The sequence below is a fragment of the Variovorax sp. GW821-FHT10D07 genome (assembly GCF_059415325.1).
Map to the genome: position 1 here is coordinate 82,414 of NZ_JBWKMZ010000009.1, position 23,744 is coordinate 106,157.

Here is a 23,744-nt window from a genome sequence, read left to right on the forward strand (position 1 = left end):
TTTTCCAGACGTTTTCCAATGGCCGATGTTTCCGCCGCGCGCACCAGGGCGGTATTCGAATTCAAGAGCGCCACGCTGCCGCTGATCGCAGTCATCCTCAAGACGACCGATCTGGGCGTGCTGGCCGAGGCGCTCGACGCCCAGCTGGCGGATTCCCCCGATTTCTTCGAACAGGAACCGGTGGTCATCGATCTCTCGCAACTGCCGGAAGCCTCGGCCGAGGGCGGGGCGGGCGACGCGCTCGATTTCGAGGCCCTGCGCGGCCTGCTGGCGCGCCACCAGACCCAGCCGATCGCGGTGCGCGGCGGCAGCGAGGCCCAGCACGCCGCGGCCCGCGCCGCCGGCCTGGTGGTGACCGACATGCCCGCCGCCCCGGCCCCGCGCCCGGCCGAGCCGCCGCCGGCCACCCCGTCGCCCGCGCCGCAGATCGTGCGCGAGGTGCCGGTGCCGGCCAACGGCACGCTCCTGATCGACCGGCCGCTGCGCTCGGGCCAGCAGGTCTATGCCCGCGGCGGCGACGTGATCGTGACGGCCGTGGTGAGCCATGGCGCGGAGGTCATCGCCGACGGCAACGTGCACGTGTACGCGCCGCTGCGCGGCAAGGCGATCGCCGGCGCGCGCGGCAACACCGAGGCGCGGATCTTCTCGACCTGCCTCGAAGCCCAGCTGGTGGCGGTGGCCGGCATCTACCGGACCTCGGAAGTGCCGCTGCCCGACTCGGTGCTCGCGAAGGCGGCCCAGATCCGGCTCGATGGCAAGAAAATCGTGATCGAGCCCATTGCCTGACGGCAGGCCGGGACGACGCGGCAGCGATCCAGCAACAACCGAATCGAAACAAGAAGGAATGGCCATGGCCAAGATAGTGGTGGTGACCTCGGGCAAGGGCGGCGTCGGCAAGACGACCACGAGCGCCAGCTTCTCCTCGGGCCTCGCGCTCGCGGGCAAGAAGACGGCCGTGATCGACTTCGACGTGGGCCTGCGCAACCTCGACCTGATCATGGGTTGCGAACGCCGCGTGGTGTACGACCTGATCAACGTGATCCAGGGCGAGGCCAACCTGAGCCAGGCCCTGATCAAGGACAAGCAGTGCGAGAACCTGTTCGTTCTCGCCGCCTCGCAGACGCGCGACAAGGAAGCGCTGACGCAGGAAGGCGTGGAGAAGGTGCTGACCGACCTGGCGGCGATGGACTTCGACTACATCGTCTGCGACTCGCCCGCGGGCATCGAGACCGGCGCGATGATGGCCATGCACTTCGCCGACGAGGCGCTGGTGGTGACCAATCCCGAGGTCTCGTCGGTGCGCGACTCGGACCGGATCCTGGGCATGCTCAGCAGCAAGACCAAGCGCGCCAAGGACGGCGGCGATCCGGTCAAGGAACACCTGCTGATCACGCGCTACAACCCGAACCGGGTGGCGGGCGGCCAGATGCTCTCGCTGGAGGACATCCAGGACATCCTGCGCATTCCGCTGATCGGCGTGATCCCCGAGTCGGAAAGCGTGCTGCACGCTTCCAACCAGGGCGTGCCCGCGATCCACGACAAGGACACGGACGTGGCCCAGGCCTACAGCGACGTGGTGGCGCGCTTCCTCGGCGAGGACAAGCCGATGCGTTTCGTCGAGGCCGAGAAGCCGGGCTTCTTCAAGCGGATTTTCGGAGGCAGATAAGGCATGTCGTTCCTCTCGTTCCTCCTTGGCGAAAAGAAGAAGACTGCCAGCGTTGCCAAGGAACGCCTGCAGATCATCCTCGCCCACGAGCGTTCCAGCCTCAGCGGCAAGAGGCGGCCCGACTATCTGCCCGAACTCCAGCGCGAGCTGGTGGCGGTGATCTCGAAGTACGTGGCCATCAATCCCGAGGACATCAAGGTCCACCTGGAGACCCAGGACAACCTCGAGGTGCTCGACATCAAGATCGAGCTGCCCGACCCGGCGCCCACGCCGGCGCGCTGAGTCAGTCCGGCGCGAAGAAGCGGAAGCGGACCGTCGGGTCCGCGACCACGCGCGCCGACAGGGCGCGCTCCCATTCAAGGTAGTCGGCCCAGGCCGGGTCGCGCCGCGGCCCGAACACGCGCATCACCGAGCCCCAGTCGTCGTCGAATGGGGTCAGCAGGCGCGCCGCCTCAAGCGTGGTCGACAGCGGCCGACCCGAGGCCTTCCAGGCCCGGGTGCCGCCCGCGAGCCAGCCGAAGCGCACGCCGGCCCCGGGCCAGCGGCGTTGCGCATCGCGCGCCACGCGGCTCGCCGCGATGCCGTCGGGCGAGGTGAAGACCAGCGTGCGGCCCGGCACGATCAAAGGAGAGAGCGGCGCCAGCGAGGCCGGCAGCAGGTAGAGCGCGCCCGGCAGGTGGCCGCGTTCGTATTCCAGGCTGGGGCCGACATCGACCACCGTGGCGCCTTCGAGCGCCTCGGCCTCGATGGCGGGCGGGGCATCGGCGATCGCGGTGGAAGGGGCCGGCGGCAGGCCCTGGGAGGGCAGCGGGCCGTCGAACACATGCACCTCGGCCTGGCCGAGCTGCGTGAGCCAGAAGCTCGTGATGGCGGCGCGCAGCCGGTGCGCCGGATCGTCGAACAGCACGATGCGCGCGCCGCGCGTGCCCACGAGGTTCTCGAAATGCATCAGCAGCTGGCCGCCGGGCACCTGCTGCACGGCCGTGCCCGCGAAGGCCGGGTCGGGCTGCGGGCGCACGTCGAACAGGTAGAGGCTGCGCCGCGGGTCGGCCTGCCAGCGCGCGAGCTGCGCGGCATCGGCCAGCGGCAGGCGGTGGCGCGCGATCAGGCCGTCGGCCAGTTCGCGCAGCCGCTCGGGCGACTCGGCCGGCAGCAGGTCGGCCGGCGCGGCGTTCTGCACCACGGGGCCGCCATGCAGGCCCCAGTCCATCACGCCGTCCTCGACGAACACCGCATCGCGCGCGCGGCCCAGCAGCCGCAGGGTGGTGGCGCCGACGATGCCGCGCGTGCGGCTGAAGCAGTTGATGGCCCAGAGGTGGTCGGCAGCGGCGGGCGCATCGAAGCGCCGCAATGCGAGCTCGGTGCCGGGATGATTGCGCGCGCCCGGCAGCGAGAGGAATTCGAATTCGGCGCGCGGCCGCGCATCGACCAGCGTGGTGGGCCGGCCATCGCGCAGTCGCTCGCGCAGCGCCTCGACGCCGACCGAGGGCGTGCCGAAGTGCAGCCGCGCGCGGTCGCCGAAGGCCTTGACCAGCGTGCCGTAACCATCGATGACGGGCAGCCCCTGCGCGGCCCAGGCCTCGATGCCGCCGGCCAGCAGGCGCACATCGGTGTAGCCCAGCCGCTCGAGCACGGCCGCGGCCTCGTGCGCGGGGCCATCGGGCGCGGCGCGGTCGTCGTAGAGCACGATCGCCGTGGAACGGCGCGGCACCAGCGTGGCGATCTGCGGCTCGAGGCCGCTCAACGGCGCATTGCGCGCGAGGTTCGGATGCCGCGCTACGTAGTGGCGGGTCTCGCGCACGTCGAGCAGCGCGAGCTCGGGCCCGTCGGCGGCCAGCAGCAGTGCATGCAGCGCCGCGGCATCGAGGGTGGGGCGGTCGTGCGCGCTCATGTCAGTTCGGCTGGATGCCGGCCTGCTTCACCACCGCGGTCCACTTGACGGTCTCGGTCTGGATGAAGCGCGCGAACTCCTCGGGCGAACTGCCGACCGTGAAGGCGCCGATGTCGTCGTAGCGCTTGCGGAAGTCGGCCGACTGCACGATCTCGCGCAGCTCGCGCGACAGCCGCTGCACCAGCGGCGCGGGCGTGCCGCTGCGCACCACCACGCCGTACCACGAGGTGACCTCGAAGTCGCCGAGGCCGGCCTCGGCGGCGGTGGGCACCTCGGGCAGCCAGGGCGCGCGGCTGCGGTAGGCCACGGCCAGCGGCTTGAGCGTGCCGGCCTTGACGAAGGGGATCGCGGTCACGACCTCGTTGAAGATGAACTGGGTCTGGCCCGCGAGCAGGTCGTTGATGGCGGGCGCGCTGCCCTGGTAGGGGATGGGCGTGAAGTCGGCGCCGGTCTGGGACTTGAGCAGCTCGCCTGCGAGGTGCGAATAGGCGCCCACGCTGATGCCGTAGTTGACCTTGCCGGGGTTCTTCTTCGAATAGTCGATGAGCTCGCGCGGGTTGTTGACCGGCACCTTGGGATTGACCAGCAGCAGCTGCGGCGTCTGCACCAGCAGCGACACCGGCGTGAAGTCGCGCGCGAGGTCGTAGCTCAGCTGTTTGAACAGCGCGGGCTGCACCGTGAGGTTGGAGGCCGGCGCGAGCAGCAGCGTGTAGCCGTCGGCCGGCTGGCGCGCCACGTAGTCGAAGCCGATGTTGCCGGCCGCGCCGCTGCGGTTCTCGACCACCACGGGCTGCTTCAGGCGCTGCTGCAGCTGCTCGGCGACCTCGCGGCCGATCTTGTCGGCGATGCCGCCCGCGGGGTAGGGCACGACCACGCGCACGGTGCGCTGCGGATAGTCGTCGGGCGCGGCGGCCTGGGCCGGCAGCACGGTCGACAGGGCGAGCAGCAAGGCGGCGAGGCCGCGCGAGGGGAGGGTGTTCATGGGACGACGCAAAAAGCCAGCGAGCCTAGGGCGCGGGGGCGGCGGCGCGAACGAAGTTTCGCACCCTTGCTTATGCGGAATGGGCGCATGCGGCGCGGCCGAGGCTTCCTAGCATCGCAGGCCGGACCGCCTCCTCATGAACACCGCCGCCCGCACCTCCACCCAGCCGCTGCAACCCGCGGCCATCGCGCCCGTCGTTGCGGCGCTCCCCGCACGCGGCCGCCGCCACTGGTGGTGGCACTACGAGGTGCCCACCCTGCTGCTCGCGGGCGCGCTCTACCTGGCCTGGGCCGCGCTGGTCTGGTGGCATGCGGCGCTGCCGGGCTGGGCGCTGTTCGCGGCCGGCGGCTACCTCGCGCAGCTGCACTTCTCGCTGCAGCACGAGAGCATCCACGCGATGCGCCAGTTGCCGCAGTGGCTGCGCTGGGCCGTGGTGTGGCCGCCGCTCAACCTGTGGCTGCCGTACCCGTTCTACAACCGCGGCCACAGCGCGCACCACGTCAACTTCCACCTCACGCATCCCGAGCGCGACACCGAGAGCGCCTACCACTCGGCACCGGCGTGGGCCGGCTACGGACGCTTCTGGCGCTGGATCTACCTGGCGAACCAGACGGTGGCCTTCCGCGTCGTGCTGGGGCCCTTCCTGCGGCTGTGGAAGCTGGTGCGCTTCGAGACCGGCCGGGTCGCGGCCGGCGACTTCTCGCGCTTGCCGACCTGGGGCTGGCATGCGCTGAGCGTGGCGCCGGTGCTGTACTTCGTGATCGGCGTGGCCGGCATGAGCCTGGGCGAGTACCTGCTGTGCTTCGTCTACCCGGGGATGATGCTGGGCTCGCTGCGCACCTTCACCGAGCACCGCTGGGCCGACACGCCGCACGAGCGCGTGGCGATCGTCGAATCGAACGCGGTGTTCGGCCTGCTCTACCTCTTCAACAACCTGCACCACGTGCACCACCGCGCGCCGACCATGCCCTGGTACGAGATCCCGGTGTACTTCCGGCGCCACCGCGCGGCGGTGCTGGCGGCCAACGGCCACTTCTACTACCGCGGCTATGGGCAGATCGTGCGGCGGCACCTGTTCCGGCCGGTGTTCGTGCCGGTGCATCCGGCCTGGTAGCCAGGGCCCGTCAGCCTTATCCAGCGACGAAGCCCAGCACGCGTTCGATCACCTCGGCCTCCTTGAGGATGCGGCGGTGCCCCAGCCCCTGCGTGGCGACGAGCCGCGCGCCCGCGATCGCATCGCGGTAGGCCTCGCTGTCGGCGAAGCGGTTCACGCGGTCGTCGCGGTCGTGCACGATCAGGGTCGGCCGCGCGATGCGCGGGCCCACGGCGGACGGCTCGAACTGCGGCATCAGGATGCCTTCGCGCGATTCGATGCGCCGCTGCATCGCGGCGCGCGTGCGTTCGCGCAGGCCGAACACGTGGGCGAAGTAGCGCGTGTATTCGCGCGGCGAGGCGGGCGGCGCCAGCAGCACCAGCCGCTCGGCCGGCAGTCCGCGCGCCGCCGCGTAGGCCAGTGCGTTGCCGCCCATCGAGTGCGCGATGGCCGCGCGCAGCGCATGGCCCTCGGCCGCGAGCCGCGCCGCGACGTACTCGAGCGCGCGCGCGAACTGCGGCAGGTTGCTGGCCCAGCCCGCGCTGCGGCCGTGCGCCGGCAGCTCGAGCAGCACCGGCCGCAGGCCCGCCGCGGCGATGGCCTGGGCCAGCGGCAGCATCTGGCCCGCATGGCCGCCCCAGCCGTGCATCAGCAGCACCACGGGCGTCTCGTCGACGGCCGAGGCCTGCGAGGCGAGATGGTAGAGGCCGAGGCTGCCCTGTTCGAAGGCCCAGGTCTCGCGCCGCCACTCGGCGCCCGGCCCCTGGCCGCGGTAGAGCCACTTGGGCGGCAGCGGCGTGCGGAACACGCGGCTGGCCGCGCGCACGCCGAGCGCGGGCCAGAGGCGCTCGATGGCACCGAGCGTCCAGCGCACGGCGCGCAGCCGGAGGCTGGCGCCGTAGTAGCCGGAACGCGCGGCGTGGGTGGAGGCCGAAGGCGTGGCGCTGCTCGTCATGCCGTGCGCCCCTTCAGTACCAGACCCAGTCCTGGTTGCTGCCGGGCAGCGCACGCAGGGCTTCGCGCAGGGTTTCGACGCCGAGGGCCAGCGCGTAGACGGCCAGGCAGAGGGCAATGATCAGCATGGTGTTTCTCCTTTTTTATCGCACGGTTGTGCGAAATTCAGATAAGCAAAGACGAAAAGCGTGCGCCCGGGACCTGCCTCAGGCGCGGTAGTCGGAAAGGATGCGCCGCCAGCTGCGCGCGGCATGCTCGCCGGCCAGCGGGTCGCGCAGGAAGCGCGCGTCGTGCAGCAGGGTCATCACGAGGCCGTTGAGCTCGCTGACCAGCAGCGCGGCGTCGGTGCCGGCCTTGAGCTCGCCGCTGTCCACCGCCTGCAGCACGGTGCGGCGCAGCGCGGCGCGCCAGCGGGTGATCTCGGCGAGCAGCAGCTCGCGCAGCTCGCCCTCGCGGTCGTCGTATTCGAAGGCGCCCGCCATGTAGAGGCAGCCGGTCTCGCTCTCGACGTCGCGCGTGCGCGCGATCCAGCGCTCGACGATGTCGGTCAGCCGCGCCAGGCCCTTGGGCTTCTGCATCGCAGGCACGAACACGTCGGCCAGGAAGCGGCGGCCGTATTCCTCGATGACGGCCTTCTGCAGCGCCTCGCGCGATCCCACGCGCGAGAACACGCCGCTCTTGGACAGGGCCAGCCGGCTCGCGATCGCCTGCAGCGTGATCGCCTCCAGGCCCTCGGCCAGCGCGAGATCCATCGCCGCGCCGACGATGGCGGTACGGGTCAGCTCGCTTTTCTGGGTCTTGGCGTCCATGCGGCGCACTTTAGCACAGTCGTGCGAAATGGCAAGCCAACGCAAAGGCCGCCTTGCCAGAGGGCCCAAAGATGATTTGCTCATGTGAAACCAACAAACGCATCGTTCCCCGCATAAGCCGTTGTGCAGAGAATTCCCGGTCCGTCCCGCTCCGGGACATGACCCTTCCGCGCCAGATGAACTTCCAACAACTGCGCTCGGTACGCGAGGCCGTTCGTTGCGGCTTCAACCTGACCGAGGTCGCCCATACCCTCCACACCTCGCAGCCCGGCGTGAGCCGGCAGATCCGCGAACTCGAGGAGGAGCTCGGCATCGAGCTCTTCGTGCGGGCCGGCAAGCGGCTCACCGGCCTCACCGAACCCGGCGGCCACGTGCTGCCGATCATCGAGCGCATGCTGCTCGAGAGCAGCAACCTGCGGCATGCCGGGCAGGAGTTCGTCGCGCAGCAGAGCGGCCTGCTGTCGGTGACGGCCACGCACTCGCAGGCGCGCTATGCGATGCCGGTGGCGGTGCAGGAATTCCGCGCCCAGTTTCCCAACGTGAAGCTGCACCTGCACCAGGGCTCGCCCAAGCAGATCGCGCAGATGCTGATCGACGGCGAGGCCGACGTGGGCATCGCCACCGAGGCGCTGGGCGACTACCCGCAGCTGGTCGCCCTGCCCTGCTACCGCTGGACCCATTCGGTGATCGTGCCGCCGGGCCATCCGCTGCTCGACGCACCGCTCACGCTCGATGCGCTCACGCGCTATCCGCTGATCACCTACGACACCGGCTTCACGGGCCGCTCGCGCATCGACGAGGCCTTCGCGCAGCGCGGGCTCACGCCCAACATCGTGCTGGCCGCGATGGATGCCGACGTGATCAAGACCTACGTGCAGCTCGGCATGGGCGTGGGCATCGTGGCCGGCGTGGCCTACGAGGCCGAGCGCGACACGCAGCTGCGCGCGATCGACGCGGGGCGCCACTTCGGCATTAATCTCACGAAGCTCGCGGTGCGGCGCGGCAACTACCTGCGCAAGTACGTCTACGCCTTCATCGAGTCCTTCGCGCCGACCCTCACGCGCGCTGTGGTGGAAAAGGCACTGACCGACGAGACCAGGGCTTCGCACTACGAAATCTGAAAAGCGTGGCCCGACAAGGGCTTGGCGCTCGGACTTCGCACGGCGGATGCGAGGCTTCGGTCACGATGTCGACCGAAGCGGCGAGACTTCCATACGAAAGCATGAAAAAGCTGCCAGTTGCTTCACACAAGGAGCGTACATTCGCATTCATCCCAGCTTTCCGGAACGGATCAGCAATGGCATCGATTTCGCAGCAGCACCCCACAGCGAAGGCCAAGGCCCTCAAGGCCGCCGAAGCCAGCGAACGGCGCGAACGCCTGCGACGAGGGCTGCCCGCCACGGTGGAACTGCTGCAGCAACGCCATGCCGACCGCATCGACGACAGCGACATCGATGCCTACGTGAACCTCAACTGGCTCGAATGGCACGGCGGCGGGCTGCGGCTCACGATCACGGGCCGCAACGTCTGCGCGCAGCTCGCGCCCACGGCACTCGTCTGAGGCACCCCCAAGAGAAAGCCGCCGCGGCGTGAAGCCTGCGGCGGCTTTCGTGCGGGCTCCTTTCGGAGCCCTGCGGCAGTGGGCACTTATCGTTATTGGCCAGCGATGATCTGCGAGATCACGCCCGTGGCGATCGCGGCCAGCACGAAGTCGCCGCCCACGCCCATCCACTGGTAGCCGCGCGGCGGCGGCTGCAGGCGGTAGGCGCGGTAGTCGTTGACCACGTAGTTGCGCGTGCGGTACTCGCTCGGCACGCGGCCGCCGCGGCGCCATTCGGCATGCGGTTGCGGGAAGCCGCGGCGATCGAACTGGCGTCCGTCGCGGAAGTCCTGGTTGCCCCAGTGGCCGGGCGGCGGGCCGCGGCGCTCCATGCGGTCATGGCCCGGAGGGCCGCCGCGATGACCGTCATGGCCGCGGCCCTGCGCGAAGGCGCTGCCCGCTGCCATGCACATGGCGAGTGCCGCGGCGGCCACGGCCATGCTCTTCGTCTTGTTGATGAACATCTGGAACTCCTTCGTGCGTGTTGTGATGACGAGTCCATTGTGGGCGGCCTGTGTGTCGGTCAGCCCGCGCTCAGGTAGGCGCGAAGTGAAACAAGGTAAGCGGCGGTATCCGCGCCTCCTGCACTCCTACAGCCGCGCGGCGCCATGGTGCCGTTCAGGGCAGGCCGGGCACGTAGCGGTTGACGACGATGCCGCATTCGTAGGCGTCGGAGCGCAGCAGCGCGAGCCGGTGGCCCTTGCTGCGGTCGTTGAACACCGACAGCCCGCCGCCCACCGCGGCCGGATTGACGAAGAACTGGAACTCGTCGACCACACCGGCCTCGACCAGCGCCGACGCGAAGCCCACGCCGCCGATCGAGAGGATGTCGCCGCCCTCCTGGCGCTTGAGCGTCTCGACCGCCTCGGCCAAGTCGCCATGGACCACCGCGGTGCGCTCCCAGCGCGAGGCCTCGAGCTTGTTCGAGAGCACCACCTTGTCGGCATTGACGATCTTCTGGGCGAAGGCGTAGTGGCGATCGGCCGGAAAGCGCTGCGCCGCGCGGCCCCAGTGGTCGAGGTAGCCCTCCTCCGCGATCTTGCGGCTCAGGAGGATGGTGCCCACGCTGTCGAACACGGTGTTGAAGTCCTGCTTGAGCCGCTCGTCCCAGGGCCAGGGATCGCCCCAGCCCCAGAGCTGCCAGTCGAGGTGGGCGTGGGCCGCCGACACGTAGCCGTCGACGGACATCTGCATCTGAAGGATCAGCTTTCTCATGCGCGTTCTCCTGGTGGGTCTGGAGGGATCGAAGCGCCCGGCTTTCCGCTTGTGAATTGCAATCGGTTTCCGGCGGGCGGTTGCAGTGTCTTCCGACCGATGCAAGAATGCAAGCGGTTCCGAAAGAAAAGCGTAGGAGCGCGCGCCATGGCATCCCAGGAAAAATCCCTCTGCCCGATCAACCTCGCGCTGGAAGTCTTCGGCGACCGCTGGAGCCTGCTGATCGTGCGCGACATGATGTTCGCGGGCAAGCGCCATTTCCGCGAGTTCCTGCAGTCCGACGAAGGCATCTCGACCAACATCCTCACCGAGCGGCTCGGCAAGCTCGTCGAGCAGGGCGTGCTGCGCAAGAGCGACGATCCCACGCACAGGCAGAAGGCGCTCTACAGCCTCACGCCCATGGGCATCGACCTGCTGCCGGTGGTGGCGCAGATCGGCATCTGGGGCCGCAAGCACACGGCCGCCACGAAGGACAGCGCCGCCGATGCCGCCGCGCTCGACAAGGGCGGGCCCGCGCTCTGGAAGAAGCTGCAGGCGGAGCTGCGGCGTGCGCATGCCGAGGGCCGCGCGGCCTGAAAGACACGCGTCACGTCCGGTCACCAGACTCGCGCGGGAGCGCTGGCAGAATGCCGCCCGGCACCCTGCCAAACCCGAACGCAGCAACCACACACCGAGGGGTCCGATGACCGAACACACCGTCGCGGCAGCCGTCGTCTACGCCAAGGACGTGACGCGCCTGAGCACGTTCTACACGCGCGTCGCCGGCCTGTCGCTCGCCCATGCCGAAGGCGGATTCAGCACCCTCGAATCGCCCGCGCTGCAGCTGTTCGTGGTCGCGATGCATGGCGACATCGCGGCCCGGGTCCATGTGTCGCAGCCGCCGGTGCGGCGCGAGAACACGGCGCTGAAGTTCGTCTTTCCGGTCGAGAGCCTGCGCGATGCGCGGCGCGCGGCCGCCGAGCACGGCGGCGCATTGAAGCCGGCCGAGGCCGAATGGGCGTTCGGCGGCCATCGCTATTGCGACGGGCACGACACCGAGGGCAATGTGTTCCAGCTGCGCGAGCGCGCGATCGCCACGGGCGACGAGACGAACGATTGAGCGGGCGCGGCGAGCGCCACATGCCGCATGCCGCGGGCGCAAGCCCTGTACGGTCTTTCGCCCATCGACGGAAACGGCCGCTAAGCTGGCGCCCGCCTCGACGGCCCCTCTTCCCCTCCTCCTCCACGCACGCATGAACCGACGCCACCTGCTGCAGCTCCTCGCCGGCGGCATCGCCGCCTCCACGCTCGCCGCCTGCGGCCGGCGCAAGGCCTCGGAGCCGGCCCTGAAGTCCGATGCCAAGCTGCTCGCGCTGGGCGACAGCCTGACCTTCGGCTATGGCGCGCCGCCCGGCGAGGACTGGCCCGCGAGGCTCGCGGCGCTCACGGGCTGGCAGGTGGTCAACGAAGGCATCAACGGCGACACCTCGGCCGGTGCCCTGAAGCGGCTCGACGCGCTGCTCGCGGCCGACAGCTACGACGCGGTGCTGGTGGGCATCGGCGGCAACGACATGCTGCGCGGCGTGCCGCTGCAGACCACGCGCGACAACATCGCGGCGATCGTGCGCCAGGCGCGCACGCACACGCCGCGCGTGGCACTGATCGCCACGCCCGCGCCCGAACTGCTGCGCGCGACCATCGGCGCGCTCAGCGATGCGCCGCTCTACGAAGAGGTCGCGACCGCCGAGCAGGCGCTGCTGATCCCGGCGGTGTATGCGGGCGTGCTGTCCGATCCCGCGCTGCGCTCCGACCGCATCCATGCGAATGCGCAGGGCTACGAGAAGATCGCGCAGCAGATCGCCGAGCAGCTGCAGAAGGCCGGCTGGCGCTGAACGGCCCCGATGCGCCTCAGGGCGCGTTGCCCTGCGGTCCGACCGGCGGCGGCGCGGTGCGGCCGCTGGAGCCCGGCGCGAGCTTGCGGCCGAAGGCCTCGCCCACGTTGCGCACCGGGCGGCTCGCGCGCTGCGACACGTTGTCGACACCGCGCCGCGTGGCATCGTCGGCGCGATCGATGCCGCGGCCCGCGGCGTTGGTGCCGCGCTGCACGCCGCCGATCACCTTGCTGTCGCGCGGCGGCGGCTTGAGCGTGTGGGCGCGCTGCGCGCGCGGCGGGTTGTCGGCGCTCTGGGCCTGCACGGCGGTGGCCGGCAGCAGCATCAGCGCGGCGAGCGACGCGGCGGCCGCAAAGCGGAAGTGAGGACGAAGGGTCATCGGAGATCTCCTCGAAACGTCGGGTTCATCGTCACGCGGGCTCGTCGCCCGCGGCCGCGGCGCGCGCCATGCGCTCGCTCTTCCAGTAGACGTCGTCGCCGCCATCGACGCGGTTGAGCACGCGCGCGAGCACGAACAGCAGGTCGCTCAGGCGGTTGAGGTACTGGCGCAGCGTGTCGTTGAGCGTGGCGGTGGCGCCGAGCGCGACCACGGCCCGTTCCGCGCGGCGCGCGATGGTGCGGCAGACATGGGCCTGCGCCGCGCCGCGGGTGCCGGCCGGCAGGATGAATTCGGCCAGCCGCGGCAGCGTGGCGTTGTGGTCGGCCAGCGCGTTGTCGAGTTGCAGCAGGGCCTCGGGCTTGAGCAGCGCATAGCCGGGCATCGAGAGCTCGCCGCCGAGGTTGAACAGCTGGTGCTGCACGTCGACCAGCAGCTCGCGCACCGCCTCGGGCAGCGGCTCGCACAGCAGCAGGCCGATGTGCGAGTTGAGCTCGTCGACGTCGCCCATGGCGTGCACGCGCAGGTGGTCCTTGGGCACGCGCGTGTTGTCGCCGAGGCCGGTGGTGCCGTCGTCGCCGGTGCGCGTGGCGATCTGCGAGAGTCGGTTGCCCATGGTGTGTTCGTTCCTATGCCGAGGGGGTGGAGGCGGTCTGCGCCTCGATCTTGCCGCGCAGCCATTGCAGGCCCGCGAGGTGCTGCTGGTCGTGGCTGCACAGATAGTGCACCAGGCTGCGCAGCGTGAGCGGACCATAGCCTTCGAACACCGCGGTGCGCGCGAACTGCGCGGCATCGAGCGTGCCCAGCAGTGCCAGCGTGTGGGCGCGCGCGGCGCGGAACTCGACCAGCGCGCGCTCGGCATCGGCCGCGCCGTAGGGGCGCTGCGCGTTCACGGCCTCGCTGTCGATCGAGGCCAGCACCGGGCGCTCTTCGTCGAGCGTGCGGCGAAAGCGCAGGTGGTAGCCCTCGACCTCGATGTCGCGCACATGGCAGACCTGCTGCAGCGGCGTGAAGGGCTCGCTCGGCACGCCCTCCCACGAGGCCGGCGCGAAGTCGCGCGAAGCGGCGGGGATCGCGGCGTAGTGGGCTTCGAGCTGGGCCGGAAAGGCGGCCAGTGCCTGCAGGGTCGTGGGATCGATGGTCATCGCGGCACGCGGCCCGTGCATCGCGGGCCGCGGAGAAAAGCGGGAGGAGGATTTTGCGGCATCGGCGTCCCGGGCACGGCCGCTTAACCCCCTCGGCCGACTGCCGTACGGGGATCGGCCCGATGCCGATTCGCGCCCCGCTTCGTAGAATGGTCCGTTAGCCCCCGCCCCTCTTTTCCCCCTCTTCCACAGCCAGGAGACCTCCGATGAACGCCCCGACCTCGACCTCGCACCTGCTGCCGGAGCTTCATCTGCGCGAGGTGCCGGCAGTGCTGATCGATGCGCTCAAGGCCCGCTTCGGCGAACGCTGTTCCACGGCGCTCGCGGTGCGCACGCAGCACGGTCGCGACGAATCCTCGTTCGATGCACCACCGCCCTCGGCCGTGGTGTTCGCCGAGAGCACGCAGGACGTGGCCGATGCCGTGAAGCTCGCGAGCGAGTACAGCGTGCCCGTCATCCCCTTCGGCGTGGGCTCCTCGCTCGAGGGCCACCTGCTCGCGGTGCAGGGCGGCATCAGCATCGACGTGTCGCGCATGAACCGCGTGCTGTCGGTCAATGCCGACGACCTCACGGTCACGGTGCAGCCGGGCGTCACGCGCAAGCAGCTCAACGAGGAGATCAAGAGCACCGGCCTGTTCTTCCCGATCGACCCGGGCGCCGATGCCTCCATCGGCGGCATGACGGCCACGCGCGCCAGCGGCACGAACGCGGTGCGCTACGGCACGATGCGCGAGAACGTGCTGGCGCTCGAGGTGGTGACGGCCGCCGGCGACACGATCCGCACCGGCACGCGCGCGAAGAAGTCCTCGGCCGGCTACGACCTCACGCGCCTGATGGTGGGCAGCGAAGGCACGCTGGGCGTGGTCACCGAGATCACGCTGCGCATCTATCCGCTGCCCGAGGCGGTGTCGGCCGCGATCTGCTCGTTCCCGAGCATCGAGGCGGCCGTGCGCACCACCATCGAGACCATCCAGCTCGGCGTGCCGATCGCGCGCGTGGAGCTGATCGACGTGAACACGGTGCGCATGGTGAATGCCTACGCCAAGCTGAACCTGCGCGAGGAACCGATGCTGCTGATGGAGTTCCACGGCTCGCCCGCGGGCGTGAAGGAACAGGCCGAGACGGTGCAGGAACTCGCCAGCGGCCACGGCGGCAATGCCTTCGAATGGGCCAGCACGCCGGAAGAACGCACGCGCCTGTGGACCGCGCGGCACAACAGCTACTTCGCCGCGGTGCAGTCGCGCCCGGGCTGCCGCGTGATCTCGACCGACACCTGCGTGCCGATCTCGCGCCTGGCCGACTGCCTGCTCGACTCGGTGGCCGAGGCCGATGCCAGCGGCATCCCCTACTTCCTCGTCGGCCACGTGGGCGACGGCAACTTCCACTTCGGCTACCTGCTCGATCCGAACGTGCCCGAGGAGCGCGTGAAGGCCGAGGCGCTCAACCACGCGCTGGTGAGCCGCGCGCTCGCGCTCGAGGGCACCTGCACCGGCGAGCACGGCGTGGGCCTGCACAAGATGGACTTCCTGGTGACCGAGGCCGGCGCCGGCGCGATCGACATGATGCGCACGATCAAGCGCGCGCTCGATCCGAAGAACATCATGAACCCGGGCAAGATCTTCCAGCTCTGAGCGCACGCTGCGCATCCGGCAAAAAGCCCGGCGGCTTCGAAGGAAGCCCCGGGCTTTTTGCATGGCGTGAAGCAAGGGGCCCAAAGGCCCTGCTCACGATTACTTGCGGCGGCGCGCCGGCTGCTGCGGCTGCTCGGCCGGCACGTAGGTCTGGGACGGTGCCGCGCCGCCATCCACGCCGAGCCGGCCGCCGCCGCCCAGGCCCTGGCCGCGCACCGTCTGCGCCTTGTAGTTGCGCAGCGAGCGGACCATCTGGTTGAAGGCGTCCATGAAGGCCGCCGCGATCACCTTGCCCTGCGCGGTGTTGGTGTAGCCGCCGAGGCCGCCGCCGGCGCTGCGGCCGACGATGGAGCCGAAGGCACCGAAGTCGGTCTTGGAGGCGCTGCCTTCGGAAGCCGCGACCTGCACGCCCGAGCGGTTGTCGATCAGGGTCAGCAGCGCCGAGGCTTCCTTGGTCTGCATGTTGCCGCCGATCGCGGCCAGCGCGCGGCCGCGGTTGCCGCCCACCAGGCCGCCGAGCGAACCGCCGATGCCGCCCGCATCGCTGTTGCTGAACACGATCTCGGGCGACAGGCCGTAGTCCGACGCCACCATCTGGCCGCGGCCGAAGTTGCTGCCGCCGCGCATCTCGCCCGACTGCTGCAGCGCGCGCTCGCGCGTCATCGCGTTCATGCCGGCCGCGCCGCGCTCGACCACCACGAAGCAGTTCGACTGCTGCACCAGCAAACGCAACAGGTTTGCAGTAGGCGGAAGGCGGTATTCGCCCGTGAGGATGGTGTACCAGCCCGCGTTGACGTTCTCGATCAGCGAGACGGTGCCCAGCGGCGATTCGCAGCGCTCGAGCTGGCTGCTCTCGCCCGAGGTGGCGCCGCCGGCGGCGCTGCCGGTGGCCATGGTCTTGGCCGACTGGCTGCCCATCTGCATGTCGGTGGTGGCGCAGCCCGTGAGCAGCAACGCGCCCACGGCCACGGCCGCGAACGGGAAACGGGTGGTGATGAACTTCATGGAGAGCTCCCTCTGGCGAGATCGGGTGGAAAAAAGCTGCGGCGAGGATACGCGCAATGGATGACTGGAACAATCAAGCGGACGTCGGAGGACGCCGCGAAGCGGCTTAGGCCGTTCGGCGGATCCGCTCGATCAGCCCGTTGAGCGCATCGATCGAGCCGAAGTGGATCGCGAGCTCGCCGCTCTCCTCGATCTTGCCGCCGCGCTTGCTGCGCTTCTTGATCCGCACCTCGACCTCGGCGGTCAGCAGGTCGGCCAGTTCTTCCTCGACCCGCTCGAGGTCGCGCGATTTCTCGCCGGTCTGGCCGCTGCGCCGCGGCGTGGCCGTGAGGCTGAATTCGGCCGCGAGCTTCTTCACCAGCGCCTCGGCCTCGCGCACCGACATCTTCTTGGCGGCGATCTGGTTGGCCGCCGTGATCTGGGTGCCGCGGTCCAGCGACAGCAGCGCGCGTGCGTGGCCCATGTCGATGTCGCCCGCCATCAGCATCGCCTGTGCGGGCTCGGCCAGGTTGAGCAGGCGCAGCAGGTTGCTGGCGGCGCTGCGCGAGCGGCCCACGGCCTGGGCGGCGGCCTCGTGCGTGAGGCCGAACTCGCTGACCAGGCGCTGCAGGCCCTGGGCCTCTTCGAGCGGATTCAGGTCCTCGCGCTGGATGTTCTCGATCAGCGACATCGCCGCGGCGGCCTCGTTGGGCACGTCGCGCACCAGCACCGGCACGCTCTCGAGACCGGCCAACCTGGCGGCGCGGAAGCGGCGTTCGCCCGCGATGATTTCGAACTCGGCGTTCTTGGCGGCCGCGGACTCCTCGTCGAGGCGGCGCACCAGGATCGGCTGCATGATCCCCTGCGCCTTGATGCTCTCGGCCAGCTCGTAGAGCGCGCCCTCGTCCATGCGGGTCCGCGGCTGGTAGACGCCGGCCACCATCTGGTCGAGCCGCAGGCTGTTGGGGTTCTGCGGCGCGCCGTTCTCGCCGGAGCTGCCGTCGCCGGCGTTGTCGCTGGAAGGGGCGGCCGTCGGGCCGAGCAGCGCCTCGAGGCCGCGGCCCAGGCCCTTGGGTTTCTTGGTCGCCATCAGTTCTTTTCTTTCGACACGTCGTTCAGGAGTTGCCGGCCCTCGGGCCAGTCGCCCAGGCCGGATTCAGCATTGAGGTGGCCGCGCGCGCCCGCGTCGACGAAGCGCGCGCCCCAGTCGCTCGCCATCTGGCGCGAGCGGGCGGCCTCGCAGTACGGGTCGTCGTTGGCCGCGATCAGCACGGCGGGAAAAGGCAGCGGCTGGCGCACGATCGGCGCCCAGCCCGGGATCATCTGCCGCACGTCCTCGCGCTCGAGGTCGCCGGGCGCGACCAGCAGCGCACCGCGTACCCGCGCGGTGTTGCGCGAATGGGCGGCCCAGGCCGCCACCAGGATGCAGCCCAGGCTGTGAGCGGCGAGGACCACGTCGCCGGGCGAAGCCAGCACTTCCTCCTCGAGCCGCGCCGACCAGTCGCCGCGCAGCGGCCGCATCCATTCATGCTGTTCCACGCGGTGGTCGTGGTGCTTTTCTTCCCAGAGGGTCTGCCAGTGGCCGGGGCCGCTGTTCTGCCAGCCAGGCAGCAGGAGGACGCGGGGTTCAACACTCATTTGCTATTATTTTTATAGCTAACTATATAGACTAGATAGGGGTCAGACGTTGTTTTCGCTGCTGGACTTGGGCTCGCCGACCGGTGCCAGCACGTCCTCGGGAATCGGCAGGTCGGGCGAGGTGCGGCCCGGTGCCGGCGGCGTGCTGGGCGCCACCGCGCCCGAAGCGAAGGCGCTCGCGGGTGGCATCTTCGCGATCAACTCTTCGGCGAAGGCGATGAAAGCCTGGCTGCCGCGCGCCGCCGGATCGAAGACCACGCCCGGCAGTCCGTAGCTCGGCGCTTCGGCCAGCCGCACGTTGCGCGGGATCACGGTGTCGAACACCTTGTCGCCGAAGTGCGCCTTGAGCTGCTCGCTGACCTGCTGCTGCAGCGTGATGCGCGGATCGAACATCACGCGCAGCAGGCCGATGATCTGCAGGTTCTTGTTGAGGTTGGCGTGCACCTGCTTGATGGTGTTGACCAGGTCGGTCAGGCCCTCGAGCGCGAAGTACTCGCACTGCATCGGCACGATCACGCCATGCGCCGCGCACAGGCCGTTGAGCGTCAGCAGGCTCAGGCTGGGCGGGCAGTCGATCAGCACGAAGTCGTACTCGGCACCGACCGCGGCCAGCGCGGTGCGCAGGCGCTTCTCGCGGCGGTCGAGCGCGACCATCTCGACCTCGGCACCAGCCAGCTCGCGGTTGGCGCCCAGCACGTCGTAGGCGTAGCCGCCCTCCGCCAGCTTGTCGGCCTTGACCCGCGCCTCGGCCACCGAAGCCGACTCGAGCAGCACGTCGTACACCGTGGTCTCGAGCTGGCGTTTGTCGATGCCCGAACCCATGGTGGCATTGCCCTGCGGGTCGAGGTCGATCATCAGCACGCGCTGGCCCACCTTGGCCAGGCCGGCGGCGAGGTTGACGGTGGTGGTGGTCTTGCCGACGCCGCCCTTCTGGTTGGCGATGCAGAAAATCTTGGCCATGGAGGAGGATCAGTTCGAGGCGGCGAGCTTGACGCCGAAGGCGATCAGGAAGACACCGGCCAGCTTCTCGAGCGTGGCCGAGATCCGCGGATTGGCGCGGATGCGCTCAGCCAGGAAGTGGGTCAGCAGCGTGGAAGTCAGACCGTAGAGAAAGGTCAGCGCCGCGATCGTGACCGCCATCGCGCCGAAAGTGACCACGCCCTGGTGACGGGCCGGGTCGACGAACAGCGGGAAGAAGGCCATGTAGAACACGATCGCCTTGGGGTTCAGCAAGGTGATCATCAGCGCCTGCCGCATGAAGTGGCGCGGGCGGATGTTGAGGATGGGCGCGGCACCGGGCTTGGCGCGCAGCATCTTGAAGCCCAGCCAGGCCAGGTAGCCGGCGCCGAGCCACTGCACCGCCTTGAAGGCGGTCGGATAGGTGGCCAGCACGGCCGACACGCCCGCCACCGCGGCCCACATCAGCACCTGGTCGCCGGCAATCACGCCCAGGGTCGCCGCCAGGCCGCCGCGAATTCCGCCTTTGCTGGTCGACGTGATCAGCGCCAGGTTGCCCGGGCCGGGAATCAGGAGGAACAGGATGATGGCGACGACGAACGCGCCGTAGTCAGCGATGCCGAACATGGGAATTGCCTCGTGGAAAGAGGGAAAGGGGAGCCGTCGAGTCTAAGCGAGGCAGGTGGCGCGGCGATTGGCCGAACGGCCGGTTTTGCGCGGCCCGCGCGTTTCTTTTGGCAAGACGACGAGCAACGCCGTCTTGCCGGGCACGGATCAGGCCTGTTTTCGCGCCCAGACGATGCAACGCTCGGCGTCGAGGCCGGGCACCGTCAGTTGTTCCACGTGAAACACCGCAACTTCTGCCGGCAGTCCGTCGAGTTCATCGACCGGATTCTTGCCCTTCATCGCGAGCCACTTGCCGCCCTCGGCCAGCAGGTGCGAGGAGCCCGAGAAGAAATCGGGCAGCGACGCGAAGGCGCGCGAGCTGATCAGGTCGAAGCGGCCTTCGAGCTTTTCGACCCGGGCGTGAAGCCCGCGCAGGTTCGGCAGCACCAGCTCGCCGGCCACCTGCTGCACGAAAGCCATCTTCTTCGCGACCGCGTCGAGGCAGGTGACGTCGAGATCGGGCCGCAGGATCGCGATGACCACGCCAGGCAATCCGGCCCCCGATCCCACGTCCAGCAGCTTGCCCTGCCCTGCCCACTCGCGCTGCAGCGGCGGAATCACCGCGAGGCTGTCGAGCAGGTGGTGGGTCAGCACGCTGTCGGGGTCGCGCAGCGCCGTGAGGTTGTAGACCTTGTTCCACTTGAGCATCAGCGCGCCATAGGCCGTGAGCTGCTCGGCCTGGCGCTCGGACAAGGGCACGCCCAGCGTCTCCGCGCCCGCGCGCAGCCGTTCGATCGTCGCCGTCATTCGGCGGACTGCGGCTCGGTGGCTGCTTCCTTGGTCGCGGAAAAGGCCTTGTGGCCGCCCTTGCGTAGGTGGATCAGCAACAGCGAAATAGCCGCCGGCGTCACGCCCGAGATGCGCGAGGCCAGGCCCAAGGTCTCGGGCTTGTGCTTCGCGAGCTTCTGGCGCACCTCGAAACTCAGGGCCTTGACCTGGCCGTAGTCGAAATCGGCCGGCATCTTGAGACTTTCGAAGTGGGCGGCACGCTCCACCTCGTCGTTCTGGCGCTCGATGTAGCCCGAATACTTGGCCGAGATTTCGATCTGCTCGATCTCGATCTCGCTGAGTTCGGCCTCGGCGCCGTACTTGCCACCGTCCAGCGACATCAGGGTCTGATAGTTCACATCGGGTCGGCGCAGCAGGTCGGCCAGGTTGTACTCGTGCTCGATCGCCTTGCCGAGCACCCGCACCGACTCGGTCGCCGGCAGGTTGCGCGGGTTCACCCAGATCGACTTGAGCCGCTCTGTTTCACGTGAAACAGCGTCGCGCTTGCGGCTGAAAGCATCCCAGCGCACGTCGTCGACCAGGCCCAGCTTGCGCCCTGCTTCGGTCAGGCGCATGTCGGCGTTGTCCTCGCGCAGCTGCAGCCGGAACTCGGCACGGCTCGTGAACATGCGGTAGGGCTCGGTCACACCCTTGGTGATCAGATCATCGACCAGCACGCCAAGGTAGGCTTCGTCGCGGCGCGGCAGCCAGGCGTCTTCGCCACGGCATTGCAGCGCGGCATTGATGCCGGCGAACAGGCCCTGGGCCGCCGCCTCTTCGTAGCCGGTGGTGCCGTTGATTTGCCCGGCGAAGAACAGGCCCTGGATCGCGCGGGATTCGAAGCTGCTCTTGAGTTCGCGCGGATCGAAGTAGTCGTACTCGATCGCGTAGCCGGGACGCAGGATGTGGGCGTTCTCCAGTCCGGGCATCGAGCGCACCAGCTGGTACTGGATGTCGAAAGGCAGGCTGGTCGAGATGCCGTTCGGGTAGTACTCGTTGGTGGTCAGGCCCTCGGGCTCGAGGAAGATCTGGTGGCTGTCCTTGTCGGCGAAGCGGTTGATCTTGTCCTCGACGCTCGGGCAGTAGCGCGGACCGACGCCGTCGATCTTGCCGGTGAACATCGGGCTGCGGTCGAAGCCCGAGCGGATGATCTCGTGCGTGCGCGCGTTGGTGTGCGTGATCCAGCACGGCATCTGTTGCGGATGCATCTCGACCTTGCCGAGGAAGCTGAACACCGGCATCGGCCCTGCCCCACCAGGCATGCCGTCACCGGGCTGCTCGGTGCACTTCGAGAAGTCGATGCTGCGGCCGTCGAGCCGCGGCGGCGTGCCGGTCTTGAGCCGGCCCTGCGGCAGCTTGAGCTCCTTGAGACGCGCCGACAGGCTCACGGCCGGCGGGTCGCCCGCGCGGCCGGCCTGGTAGTTGTCGAGGCCGACGTGGATGCGGCCGTCGAGGAAGGTGCCCGCGGTCAGCACCACGGTGCGCGCGCGGAAGGCGATGCCGACCTGCGTGACCGCGCCCACCACGCGATCGCCCTCAACCATCAGGTCGTCGACCGCCTGCTGGAACAGGCTCAGGTTCGGCTGGTTCTCGAGGCGGTGGCGGATCGCCGCCTTGTAGAGCACGCGGTCGGCCTGGGCGCGCGTGGCGCGCACGGCCGGACCCTTGCTCGAGTTGAGGATGCGGAACTGGATGCCGGCCTCGTCGGTGGCGATCGCCATCGCGCCACCGAGCGCGTCGACCTCCTTCACCAGGTGGCCCTTGCCGATGCCGCCGATCGAGGGGTTGCAGCTCATCTGGCCCAGCGTCTCGATGTTGTGGGACAGCAGCAGCGTCTTCGCGCCCATGCGGGCGGCAGCGAGCGCGGCTTCGGTGCCGGCATGGCCGCCACCGACGACGATCACGTCGAATTCTTCGGGATAAAGCATGAGAGGGGGCGCACTGACGCGTGCGCGGCGCAAAGGAGGGCCATGATTTTAATCGGCCCACCCTGCTCGCGCCCACTGTGGGGGCAAGCTGGTTGCGAGACTCTAAAAGTCCGCCAAACCCTTCAGGGCCTCGATAGTTTGCTATCTTTTTTGTAGCAAACTATCATGGGTCAAGCCGACGTGGCCAGCTCCACCACCGGCACTGGCTTCTCGATGCCGACGAGTGCGCCGCTGGCCGGCGGTTCCACGGGCGGCGCCACGCTCTGGTCCTGCAGCTCGGTCACCACGATCTGCTTGTCGCGCATGCTCACGCTGCCGAAGATGGTGCAGAAAGCCACGTCCTTCGCATCGCGCCCGGTGCCCACGCGCACGAGGCGGTCGACCGGCGCCATGCGCGTGGCATCGAACAGCACCCAGCGCCCGCCGAGCCAGGCCTCGAACACGGCATGGAAATCCTGCGGCGGTTCCTCGAAGGCCACGTAGCCCACGACCAGCCGCGCCGGGATGTTGAGCGCGCGGCAGAAGGTGATGCCCAGGTGCGCGAAGTCGCGGCACACGCCGGCGCGCTGCACGAAGACCTCGCGCGCCGTGGTGGTCGAGTCGGTGCTGCCCGACTCGTAGGTGATGCTGTCGTGGATCCAGTCGACGATCGCCTGCACGCGGCCGATGCCCGGCGGCAGGTCGCCGAAGAGCTGGTAGGCGCAGCGCGCCATCAGGTCCGACTCGCAGTAGCGCGTCGGCATCATGTAGTGCAGCACCTCGTCGGGCACTTCGTTGACCGGCACTTCGGGCAGGTCGTGCGGCACGTCGACCTGGGTGCGCTGCACGGTCGCGGTGTAGGCGATCTTCAGCGGCCCCGGCGCCACGTCGAAGCGCAGGAAGCGGTTGCCGCTGGCCTCGTCGCAGAACACCTGCACCTCGGCCGCCGGCTCGATCGTGAGGGTCTCGCGGATCACCGCCTGCGCGCCCGCGCGGGCCGCCTCGATGTTCAGCAGCAGATGGGCCGGCGCGCCGACTTCGTAGTCCAGCTGCGCCTCGATGTGCGAGATGTGCATGTGGCTCCCCTTCCCTTCTTCGCGTGGCTCAGGCGCGCCTTCGGCGCGAACGGTGCTCGGGCAACTGCCAGTGCGTCTGCGTCACCAGCAGCACCCGCAGGACGCAATGCGCGGGGCTCTGCAGCAGCAGGCGCAGCGAGCGCGTGCGCGGCCAGCGCACCGACCGGTGCCGGTGCATCAGTCGAGCGCCTTCTTCACCGCGCCCACGCCCAGCGCGGCGAGCACGATGAAGATCACGGCCAGAATGAGGAACAGGCCGAACAGCACCTTGGCAATGCCCGCGGCGCCCGCCGCGATGCCGCCGAAACCCAGCAGGCCGGCCACCAGGGAGATGACCGCGAAAATGATGGCGTACTTCAACATCGAGTGACTCCTTTGCCGCGGGTCGCAGCCCTCGGTGCCCGAAGAATAAAAAAGGGTGCGCTACGCCCCGATAGTCACCGAGCCCAAGCACCCGTAGGACAAACCCGCGCCGCCCAAACCCGCTAGCATCCGGTGCGTTCCAAAGAACCATT

The 23,744-nt window shown here is 69.3% G+C and carries 29 protein-coding genes; 10 read left to right on the plus strand and 19 right to left on the minus strand.

What is annotated here, in order from left to right; genetic code table 11:
- Positions 1 to 18 precede the first annotated feature (18 nt).
- The 3 genes from minC (at position 19) to minE (ending at position 1,948) form a co-directional block, all read left to right on the plus strand.
- The gene (gene minC, locus AC07PU_RS24545) at positions 19 to 786 is read left to right on the plus strand and encodes a septum site-determining protein MinC (protein ID WP_093343684.1); all 768 of its coding nucleotides are present in this window, start codon (positions 19 to 21) and stop codon (positions 784 to 786) included.
- A gap of 64 nt (positions 787 to 850) precedes the next feature.
- The gene (gene minD / locus AC07PU_RS24550; protein ID WP_209540278.1) at positions 851 to 1,666 is read left to right on the plus strand and encodes a septum site-determining protein MinD; all 816 of its coding nucleotides are present in this window, start codon (positions 851 to 853) and stop codon (positions 1,664 to 1,666) included.
- Positions 1,667 to 1,669: 3 nt separating this feature from the next.
- The gene (gene minE, locus AC07PU_RS24555; RefSeq protein ID WP_093343682.1) at positions 1,670 to 1,948 is read left to right on the plus strand and encodes a cell division topological specificity factor MinE; all 279 of its coding nucleotides are present in this window, start codon (positions 1,670 to 1,672) and stop codon (positions 1,946 to 1,948) included.
- Position 1,949: 1 nt separating this feature from the next.
- Here minE and AC07PU_RS24560 read toward each other — a convergent pair whose 3' ends face one another.
- Together AC07PU_RS24560 and AC07PU_RS24565 are read right to left on the minus strand one after the other, a co-directional pair.
- Positions 1,950 to 3,557, minus strand: coding sequence for a rhodanese-like domain-containing protein (locus tag AC07PU_RS24560; RefSeq protein WP_495321246.1), 1,608 nt, complete (start codon positions 3,555 to 3,557; stop codon positions 1,950 to 1,952).
- A 1-nt stretch (position 3,558) separates the two neighbouring features.
- Entirely contained in the window at positions 3,559 to 4,539 is a 981-nt protein-coding gene (locus AC07PU_RS24565) for a Bug family tripartite tricarboxylate transporter substrate binding protein (protein ID WP_495321248.1), read from the minus strand.
- A gap of 136 nt (positions 4,540 to 4,675) precedes the next feature.
- On the opposite strand from AC07PU_RS24565, the gene AC07PU_RS24570 reads away from it, so the two are divergent.
- Positions 4,676 to 5,653 carry a fatty acid desaturase gene (locus AC07PU_RS24570; RefSeq protein WP_495321250.1) on the plus strand — a complete coding sequence of 326 codons (978 nt, stop codon included), beginning with the start codon at positions 4,676 to 4,678 and terminating at the stop codon, positions 5,651 to 5,653.
- Positions 5,654 to 5,669: 16 nt separating this feature from the next.
- On the opposite strand, the gene AC07PU_RS24575 is transcribed toward AC07PU_RS24570, so the two are convergent.
- Both AC07PU_RS24575 and AC07PU_RS24580 read right to left on the minus strand, forming a co-directional pair.
- Positions 5,670 to 6,587 carry an alpha/beta hydrolase gene (locus tag AC07PU_RS24575; RefSeq protein WP_495321252.1) on the minus strand — a complete coding sequence of 306 codons (918 nt, stop codon included), beginning with the start codon at positions 6,585 to 6,587 and terminating at the stop codon, positions 5,670 to 5,672.
- Positions 6,588 to 6,792: 205 nt separating this feature from the next.
- Positions 6,793 to 7,395: a TetR/AcrR family transcriptional regulator gene (locus tag AC07PU_RS24580; protein WP_093343675.1), complete on the minus strand. Its 603-nt coding sequence runs from the start codon at positions 7,393 to 7,395 to the stop codon at positions 6,793 to 6,795.
- Positions 7,396 to 7,571: 176 nt separating this feature from the next.
- Here AC07PU_RS24580 and AC07PU_RS24585 point away from each other — a divergent pair, with 176 nt between their 5' ends.
- Positions 7,572 to 8,516 carry a CysB family HTH-type transcriptional regulator gene (locus AC07PU_RS24585; protein ID WP_057591795.1) on the plus strand — a complete coding sequence of 315 codons (945 nt, stop codon included), beginning with the start codon at positions 7,572 to 7,574 and terminating at the stop codon, positions 8,514 to 8,516.
- 176 nt (positions 8,517 to 8,692) lie between these two features.
- A complete protein-coding gene (locus tag AC07PU_RS24590; RefSeq protein ID WP_093343673.1) occupies positions 8,693 to 8,956 on the plus strand; it encodes a hypothetical protein in 264 nt (87 codons plus the stop codon).
- A gap of 92 nt (positions 8,957 to 9,048) precedes the next feature.
- Here AC07PU_RS24590 and AC07PU_RS24595 read toward each other — a convergent pair whose 3' ends face one another.
- Positions 9,049 to 9,459, minus strand: coding sequence for an RcnB family protein (locus AC07PU_RS24595; protein WP_093343671.1), 411 nt, complete (start codon positions 9,457 to 9,459; stop codon positions 9,049 to 9,051).
- Positions 9,460 to 9,613: 154 nt separating this feature from the next.
- Positions 9,614 to 10,210 carry a dihydrofolate reductase family protein gene (locus AC07PU_RS24600; protein ID WP_093343670.1) on the minus strand — a complete coding sequence of 199 codons (597 nt, stop codon included), beginning with the start codon at positions 10,208 to 10,210 and terminating at the stop codon, positions 9,614 to 9,616.
- 147 nt (positions 10,211 to 10,357) lie between these two features.
- On the opposite strand from AC07PU_RS24600, the gene AC07PU_RS24605 reads away from it, so the two are divergent.
- The 3 genes from AC07PU_RS24605 to AC07PU_RS24615 all read left to right on the plus strand — a co-directional run bounded on the left by AC07PU_RS24605 (position 10,358) and on the right by AC07PU_RS24615 (position 12,081).
- Positions 10,358 to 10,786, plus strand: coding sequence for a winged helix-turn-helix transcriptional regulator (locus tag AC07PU_RS24605; RefSeq protein WP_296788452.1), 429 nt, complete (start codon positions 10,358 to 10,360; stop codon positions 10,784 to 10,786).
- 106 nt (positions 10,787 to 10,892) lie between these two features.
- Positions 10,893 to 11,309, plus strand: coding sequence for a VOC family protein (locus AC07PU_RS24610; protein ID WP_495321257.1), 417 nt, complete (start codon positions 10,893 to 10,895; stop codon positions 11,307 to 11,309).
- A gap of 133 nt (positions 11,310 to 11,442) precedes the next feature.
- Positions 11,443 to 12,081 carry a GDSL-type esterase/lipase family protein gene (locus AC07PU_RS24615; protein WP_490878955.1) on the plus strand — a complete coding sequence of 213 codons (639 nt, stop codon included), beginning with the start codon at positions 11,443 to 11,445 and terminating at the stop codon, positions 12,079 to 12,081.
- A gap of 16 nt (positions 12,082 to 12,097) precedes the next feature.
- On the opposite strand, the gene AC07PU_RS24620 is transcribed toward AC07PU_RS24615, so the two are convergent.
- Genes AC07PU_RS24620 through AC07PU_RS24630 form a run of 3 tightly spaced genes read right to left on the minus strand, consistent with a single transcriptional unit; the run spans position 12,098 to position 13,596 of the window.
- Positions 12,098 to 12,460, minus strand: a complete 363-nt coding sequence (locus AC07PU_RS24620) for a hypothetical protein (RefSeq protein WP_495321259.1) — start codon at positions 12,458 to 12,460, stop codon at positions 12,098 to 12,100.
- 31 nt (positions 12,461 to 12,491) lie between these two features.
- On the minus strand, positions 12,492 to 13,073 hold the full coding sequence (locus AC07PU_RS24625) for a cob(I)yrinic acid a,c-diamide adenosyltransferase (protein WP_208513809.1): 582 nt from the start codon (positions 13,071 to 13,073) through the stop codon (positions 12,492 to 12,494).
- A gap of 13 nt (positions 13,074 to 13,086) precedes the next feature.
- The gene (locus tag AC07PU_RS24630; protein WP_296788655.1) at positions 13,087 to 13,596 is read right to left on the minus strand and encodes a DinB family protein; all 510 of its coding nucleotides are present in this window, start codon (positions 13,594 to 13,596) and stop codon (positions 13,087 to 13,089) included.
- A 212-nt stretch (positions 13,597 to 13,808) separates the two neighbouring features.
- Between AC07PU_RS24630 and AC07PU_RS24635 the strand changes: the two genes are divergently transcribed.
- Positions 13,809 to 15,233, plus strand: a complete 1,425-nt coding sequence (locus AC07PU_RS24635) for an FAD-binding oxidoreductase (protein WP_093343662.1) — start codon at positions 13,809 to 13,811, stop codon at positions 15,231 to 15,233.
- 99 nt (positions 15,234 to 15,332) lie between these two features.
- Here AC07PU_RS24635 and AC07PU_RS24640 read toward each other — a convergent pair whose 3' ends face one another.
- The 10 genes from AC07PU_RS24640 to AC07PU_RS24685 form a co-directional block, all read right to left on the minus strand.
- A complete protein-coding gene (locus tag AC07PU_RS24640) occupies positions 15,333 to 16,238 on the minus strand; it encodes a CsgG/HfaB family protein (RefSeq protein ID WP_495321262.1) in 906 nt (301 codons plus the stop codon).
- A 106-nt stretch (positions 16,239 to 16,344) separates the two neighbouring features.
- Positions 16,345 to 17,307, minus strand: a complete 963-nt coding sequence (locus AC07PU_RS24645) for a ParB/RepB/Spo0J family partition protein (protein ID WP_093343659.1) — start codon at positions 17,305 to 17,307, stop codon at positions 16,345 to 16,347.
- Positions 17,307 to 17,855, minus strand: a complete 549-nt coding sequence (locus tag AC07PU_RS24650; protein ID WP_296788435.1) for an RBBP9/YdeN family alpha/beta hydrolase — start codon at positions 17,853 to 17,855, stop codon at positions 17,307 to 17,309. Before AC07PU_RS24650 ends, AC07PU_RS24645 begins: the two co-directional genes overlap by 1 nt.
- 42 nt (positions 17,856 to 17,897) lie before the next feature.
- The gene (locus AC07PU_RS24655) at positions 17,898 to 18,815 is read right to left on the minus strand and encodes a ParA family protein (protein WP_093343656.1); all 918 of its coding nucleotides are present in this window, start codon (positions 18,813 to 18,815) and stop codon (positions 17,898 to 17,900) included.
- A 9-nt stretch (positions 18,816 to 18,824) separates the two neighbouring features.
- Positions 18,825 to 19,439 carry a LysE family transporter gene (locus AC07PU_RS24660; protein WP_490876246.1) on the minus strand — a complete coding sequence of 205 codons (615 nt, stop codon included), beginning with the start codon at positions 19,437 to 19,439 and terminating at the stop codon, positions 18,825 to 18,827.
- Positions 19,440 to 19,586: 147 nt separating this feature from the next.
- Complete coding sequence (rsmG, locus tag AC07PU_RS24665; RefSeq protein ID WP_495321266.1) at positions 19,587 to 20,225, minus strand: 16S rRNA (guanine(527)-N(7))-methyltransferase RsmG; 639 nt, start codon at positions 20,223 to 20,225, stop codon at positions 19,587 to 19,589.
- Positions 20,222 to 22,174, minus strand: coding sequence for a tRNA uridine-5-carboxymethylaminomethyl(34) synthesis enzyme MnmG (mnmG, locus tag AC07PU_RS24670; RefSeq protein ID WP_495321268.1), 1,953 nt, complete (start codon positions 22,172 to 22,174; stop codon positions 20,222 to 20,224). Before mnmG ends, rsmG begins: the two co-directional genes overlap by 4 nt.
- A 170-nt stretch (positions 22,175 to 22,344) precedes the next feature.
- Entirely contained in the window at positions 22,345 to 23,229 is an 885-nt protein-coding gene (locus tag AC07PU_RS24675) for a transglutaminase-like domain-containing protein (protein WP_203203522.1), read from the minus strand.
- A 28-nt stretch (positions 23,230 to 23,257) separates the two neighbouring features.
- Positions 23,258 to 23,407, minus strand: coding sequence for a hypothetical protein (locus tag AC07PU_RS24680; RefSeq protein ID WP_177239341.1), 150 nt, complete (start codon positions 23,405 to 23,407; stop codon positions 23,258 to 23,260).
- A complete protein-coding gene (locus tag AC07PU_RS24685; RefSeq protein WP_057591813.1) occupies positions 23,407 to 23,592 on the minus strand; it encodes a DUF1328 domain-containing protein in 186 nt (61 codons plus the stop codon). The genes AC07PU_RS24680 and AC07PU_RS24685 overlap by 1 nt, the downstream gene beginning before the upstream one ends.
- Between the last annotated feature and the right edge of the window lie 152 nt (positions 23,593 to 23,744).

Bases quoted from the DNA above. Each gene is read 5' to 3' on its own strand.
- minC (WP_093343684.1), top strand. From the start codon at position 19: ATGGCCGATGTTTCCGCCGCGCGCACCAGGGCGGTATTCGAATTCAAG.
- minD (WP_209540278.1), top strand. From the start codon at position 851: ATGGCCAAGATAGTGGTGGTGACCTCGGGCAAGGGCGGCGTCGGCAAG.
- minE (WP_093343682.1), top strand. From the start codon at position 1,670: ATGTCGTTCCTCTCGTTCCTCCTTGGCGAAAAGAAGAAGACTGCCAGC.
- AC07PU_RS24560 (WP_495321246.1), bottom strand. From the start codon at position 3,557: ATGAGCGCGCACGACCGCCCCACCCTCGATGCCGCGGCGCTGCATGCA.
- AC07PU_RS24565 (WP_495321248.1), bottom strand. From the start codon at position 4,539: ATGAACACCCTCCCCTCGCGCGGCCTCGCCGCCTTGCTGCTCGCCCTG.
- AC07PU_RS24570 (WP_495321250.1), top strand. From the start codon at position 4,676: ATGAACACCGCCGCCCGCACCTCCACCCAGCCGCTGCAACCCGCGGCC.
- AC07PU_RS24575 (WP_495321252.1), bottom strand. From the start codon at position 6,587: ATGACGAGCAGCGCCACGCCTTCGGCCTCCACCCACGCCGCGCGTTCC.
- AC07PU_RS24580 (WP_093343675.1), bottom strand. From the start codon at position 7,395: ATGGACGCCAAGACCCAGAAAAGCGAGCTGACCCGTACCGCCATCGTC.
- AC07PU_RS24585 (WP_057591795.1), top strand. From the start codon at position 7,572: ATGAACTTCCAACAACTGCGCTCGGTACGCGAGGCCGTTCGTTGCGGC.
- AC07PU_RS24590 (WP_093343673.1), top strand. From the start codon at position 8,693: ATGGCATCGATTTCGCAGCAGCACCCCACAGCGAAGGCCAAGGCCCTC.
- AC07PU_RS24595 (WP_093343671.1), bottom strand. From the start codon at position 9,459: ATGTTCATCAACAAGACGAAGAGCATGGCCGTGGCCGCCGCGGCACTC.
- AC07PU_RS24600 (WP_093343670.1), bottom strand. From the start codon at position 10,210: ATGAGAAAGCTGATCCTTCAGATGCAGATGTCCGTCGACGGCTACGTG.
- AC07PU_RS24605 (WP_296788452.1), top strand. From the start codon at position 10,358: ATGGCATCCCAGGAAAAATCCCTCTGCCCGATCAACCTCGCGCTGGAA.
- AC07PU_RS24610 (WP_495321257.1), top strand. From the start codon at position 10,893: ATGACCGAACACACCGTCGCGGCAGCCGTCGTCTACGCCAAGGACGTG.
- AC07PU_RS24615 (WP_490878955.1), top strand. From the start codon at position 11,443: ATGAACCGACGCCACCTGCTGCAGCTCCTCGCCGGCGGCATCGCCGCC.
- AC07PU_RS24620 (WP_495321259.1), bottom strand. From the start codon at position 12,460: ATGACCCTTCGTCCTCACTTCCGCTTTGCGGCCGCCGCGTCGCTCGCC.
- AC07PU_RS24625 (WP_208513809.1), bottom strand. From the start codon at position 13,073: ATGGGCAACCGACTCTCGCAGATCGCCACGCGCACCGGCGACGACGGC.
- AC07PU_RS24635 (WP_093343662.1), top strand. From the start codon at position 13,809: ATGAACGCCCCGACCTCGACCTCGCACCTGCTGCCGGAGCTTCATCTG.
- AC07PU_RS24640 (WP_495321262.1), bottom strand. From the start codon at position 16,238: ATGAAGTTCATCACCACCCGTTTCCCGTTCGCGGCCGTGGCCGTGGGC.
- AC07PU_RS24645 (WP_093343659.1), bottom strand. From the start codon at position 17,307: ATGGCGACCAAGAAACCCAAGGGCCTGGGCCGCGGCCTCGAGGCGCTG.
- AC07PU_RS24650 (WP_296788435.1), bottom strand. From the start codon at position 17,855: ATGAGTGTTGAACCCCGCGTCCTCCTGCTGCCTGGCTGGCAGAACAGC.
- AC07PU_RS24655 (WP_093343656.1), bottom strand. From the start codon at position 18,815: ATGGCCAAGATTTTCTGCATCGCCAACCAGAAGGGCGGCGTCGGCAAG.
- AC07PU_RS24660 (WP_490876246.1), bottom strand. From the start codon at position 19,439: ATGTTCGGCATCGCTGACTACGGCGCGTTCGTCGTCGCCATCATCCTG.
- rsmG (WP_495321266.1), bottom strand. From the start codon at position 20,225: ATGACGGCGACGATCGAACGGCTGCGCGCGGGCGCGGAGACGCTGGGC.
- mnmG (WP_495321268.1), bottom strand. From the start codon at position 22,174: ATGCTTTATCCCGAAGAATTCGACGTGATCGTCGTCGGTGGCGGCCAT.
- AC07PU_RS24675 (WP_203203522.1), bottom strand. From the start codon at position 23,229: ATGCACATCTCGCACATCGAGGCGCAGCTGGACTACGAAGTCGGCGCG.
- AC07PU_RS24680 (WP_177239341.1), bottom strand. From the start codon at position 23,407: ATGCACCGGCACCGGTCGGTGCGCTGGCCGCGCACGCGCTCGCTGCGC.
- AC07PU_RS24685 (WP_057591813.1), bottom strand. From the start codon at position 23,592: ATGTTGAAGTACGCCATCATTTTCGCGGTCATCTCCCTGGTGGCCGGC.